The sequence below is a fragment of the Psychrobacter sp. PSP genome, assembly GCF_024085615.1.
Lineage (GTDB): Bacteria > Pseudomonadota > Gammaproteobacteria > Pseudomonadales > Moraxellaceae > Psychrobacter > Psychrobacter pacificensis.
The window spans coordinates 1-3,465 of sequence record NZ_JABLTF010000004.1; the positions used below are offsets into that span (position 1 = coordinate 1).

The 3,465-nt window shown below is 36.7% G+C and carries 4 protein-coding genes and 1 pseudogene; 1 reads left to right on the top strand and 4 read right to left on the bottom strand.

From position 1 onward, the window contains the following. A partial coding sequence (locus tag HL061_RS00045; protein ID WP_252962367.1) for an IS3 family transposase occupies positions 1-187 on the top strand: 187 nt, incomplete at its 5' end. A gap of 36 nt (positions 188-223) precedes the next feature. Here the strand turns inward: HL061_RS00045 and HL061_RS00050 are convergent. From HL061_RS00050 to HL061_RS00065, 4 genes and pseudogenes are all read right to left on the bottom strand, one after another. After that, the gene (locus HL061_RS00050; RefSeq protein ID WP_252962368.1) at positions 224-1,231 is read right to left on the bottom strand and encodes a hypothetical protein; all 1,008 of its coding nucleotides are present in this window, start codon (positions 1,229-1,231) and stop codon (positions 224-226) included. Beyond that, a complete protein-coding gene (locus tag HL061_RS00055; RefSeq protein WP_252962369.1) occupies positions 1,224-2,570 on the bottom strand; it encodes a cyclic GMP-AMP synthase DncV-like nucleotidyltransferase in 1,347 nt (448 codons plus the stop codon). The genes HL061_RS00050 and HL061_RS00055 overlap by 8 nt, the downstream gene beginning before the upstream one ends. Continuing rightward, positions 2,563-3,231, bottom strand: a pseudogene (locus tag HL061_RS00060) (CBASS cGAMP-activated phospholipase); the annotation flags it as partial. The pseudogene HL061_RS00060 and the gene HL061_RS00055, both read right to left, overlap by 8 nt. A gap of 55 nt (positions 3,232-3,286) precedes the next feature. Next, the coding region (locus HL061_RS00065) for an IS3 family transposase (protein ID WP_252962370.1) at positions 3,287-3,465 on the bottom strand (179 nt) is incomplete at its 5' end.

Genomic DNA, 3,465 nt, shown 5'->3' on the forward strand with positions numbered 1-3,465 from the left:
TAAATCTGAGGTAATTGACTATTTAAAGGAGAATTGGACTGGCGTTAATGATGTTGAACTGGCAACCCTTGAATGGGTGGACTGGTTTAATAAAACACGTCTGCATAGCACGATTGGTTATGTGTCACCTTTTGAGTTTGAAAAGCGGTATTACGATAATTTAACCCTGTCAGGCATCGCTGCCTGACTCAAGTAAATCACTCTCCGATATAGTCGGGGCGGTTCAGTTTACAGCACTGCTAAAAACTACTTTAGAATTAGAGAGTAGCTTGGAATGGTTTGCTAATTTTAAGTGCTTACTAGCGCTACCAGATACTAACTCTTTTAGATTTTCTAGCTCTATGCACAATGACAGTAATTGTTTATCGACGACAAGACACACTGGAAAATATAATGTTGTCTCTCTATGTCGCTCAATATTGGATGCAATTTCACTGACTATCAGTCTAAAGGCTACATGACTCCACTGTTTGAGCCATAGTAAGAAATACTTGAGTGGTATACCTTTGCTACTTTTCACATCAATAAATACAGAAGGCATAGAAGGTATTTTAGCAAGTTGTTTACTAGGAATATGAATAATTAACGTATTTGCTTCTATATGCCCGTCTTTAACTATCCAAGGAACAAGATGCCACCCTTGCTTCAAGTCATAAATTACAGGCAACAAAAGATCGTGGATCGACTGTACAGCTGCATCGTTAGATTTAATTAAATTACTAGAATGGTAACTTGCTATACTTTGCCATATCGGGGTCAACTCTCTTAGAAACTCATCAGACCTATGACGCTTGTTCTTAATAAGCGCTTCTATAATAATTTTAGTTTTATCTAGAACCCAGCCTAAAACTCCTAAAGGGTCTGAAATTTTAAGCTCATAAGCATCATGTAAACTATAGCAAACTGAATAATACCAATCGCCTTTATACTCGCGTTTATCAATAGAAAAATGAGCAAGGGGTAAAAGGTTTTGAATATAATCAGGAAGAGGAGCTTTAACATACACGTTTGGCAAACTAACGAAGTCCCAATCTTCTACCTGAATCAGTATTTGAAAGTTTGTATTATCCTTAGTTTCAAAAGAAGTAAACCAACCATCATACATTGATTTATCACGACTATTAGCCGATGATGGTCGCCTACCTTTTGTGTATCTCCAATTACAAAAATTGTCATTTATACCAGAGATTATATCGTACAAAGACATCTGTTTTTGCAATGCTCTACCCACCGATTTGAGGCTTTATTGATGCAGACTCAGCAGCAACCTGTACAGGTGCATTGTCAACAACGGTTGCGACTGAAGCCTTGGTATCGACATTAATCGTTACTAAATCAGGTCTGTTAGATGGTATTCTCTCACCAAACAAGCTTTCTAATATGTTGAGGCAGGTATTCTCATTTTGGGATTTATGAAGAACTCTATCAAAGCCACTACAAAGCTCTGATGCCAGCTCAGCATTCTCTTCTCGTTGTTCATTATTTGCTCTATTAAAGTCTTCTGTAGAATGTCCTTCAATATACTTGCATTTTATATCGTTTTTAAGTGCATGTTCTAAATTCAAAAGTATTTCAAAAAGCGCTCTATCATCTCTTTGCTGCAAATGCTGATAGTGTTCAGTAGCAATTATCATCAATGAAACAGAGCTAGGAGCCTTTTGATATTGATTATAATCACGCCATGACTTTAAATACCTAATGACTGCACGAAGTTGTTGTCCAGTATTGGGATATTTTTCACATTCTGCTAAAAACCATTCACGTACCTTTTCACAGTCTGAAACGAGCCATTCATCTTCATCTCGTTGTATTAGACTTACGTTTTTTATTTTTGAACGCTTCTTAATATTCTTTGCATTAGCCTTACTAGAATCTTCAGTGATCATAGAATCATAAGAGGGAGAGTAAGATAAGTTGGCAGATAAAGTTGTACCACTAAATGTACTTTCATTAAAGAATAATGATAAGTTATTAGGATCTACATCCTCTGAAAAATCAAAGCTTCTGCTTTCTTGGATACTATCGTAAGAAGCCTCTTCTTTACTAACTGTTGAAGAGTCTTGCTTAACGCTAGCATCTGTTAAATCATCAAACATCTCGTTTGGTAGAGCATACAACGGAATATCAAAATGTGCTTTGGGTTGACCTTGAGGCATAAAGCCTCTAATTCGAATGCAATTTTTATGTTCTTTATCCAATTCCCAACCATTATCATTACATAGTATATCCAGACATTCTTCTACAGTTTCAAAGAGCTTATTAGCCACTTCAGCGCTTTGACCTTCTAAAAAACATGACTCTGGTAGATAACAACCGTAATCAAAATCCATTTCTTGCTCAGGGAGTGCTGGGGCATTACATACACCATACGCCCAGGAACCTTGGAGTCTAAATTTTGGTCTGACACCATATACTTTTTCAACTTGTATTTCTATAACAGCCTTAATCTGATCTTTGCAGTCTTTGAACACTTGGAACTGCTCGCCTTTAGGTAAAAACTTCTTGAAAAAACCATCAGTATCGTTTTTGAAAACACTATGTAAGTTGTTTGTTTTAAGGTTATCACTCATTTGAATCCTCAGTATTTGGTTGTATGGCTGTGTTGTGAAGTTCGACTGGTTTCAAGAAAATTGTTTTTATAAGTTCTTTACCAAGAGCTTCTTTTGAATTTTGCATAGCTGTTGATAACAGTACTTCTTTAGCAGCAGCATCCGCTCTATCTAGTGATACATAGTTGGCAGCTTCGTTTGTTAAATTTTCGTCAATACTTAAGTACCTTTCTTTTAGCAGATGCTGGGTAATAAATGTCATCATTTGCTGTTGTGTGGACAAGGTGAGTTCGATAATATTTTTCGGTGCATTGCTCAAATTTTTACCATGTGCCCAGTCTAACATTCCACCTAATTTGTTTGTTTTGGGGTTTGCTGAAATACGTGAAGATAGGGTGCCAACATTAAGAAGTAGAATATTCTCTTGCTTAGCATTTAGGAAATACTGCGCTTCGTGAATTGCTAACATGCTTGAATTATTGGCAAACAGTCCACCGTCTACATATTGAGTATTGTCGAATACGTACTTAGGAAAGTATATGGGAGCAGCTGAAGTAGCCAATGCCACATCAACAATTAAATGATGCTTATCACGCTTGAATGTATGATGATGGGGAGTTTTAAATACTACTGGCTTACCTACAGAAAAGTTGATGGCTGGTATAATAACGTTATGTTTAAGACTGCCTAGTGACCCCTGCCGTCAAATCCGTACACATAAACTTGGGAGATTTTAATTACGCAGCCTGACGATAATAATCAAACCACACCTGTCTTGGCGATTGATAGCCCAAACCCTTTTGAATCCTCGTCTGATTGTAGTACAGCTCGATATAACTGATAATATCATTGATGGCTGTGAACCTTGTTTTATAGTCTTGATGATATACTAATTCATTCTTTAATACGCCCCAGA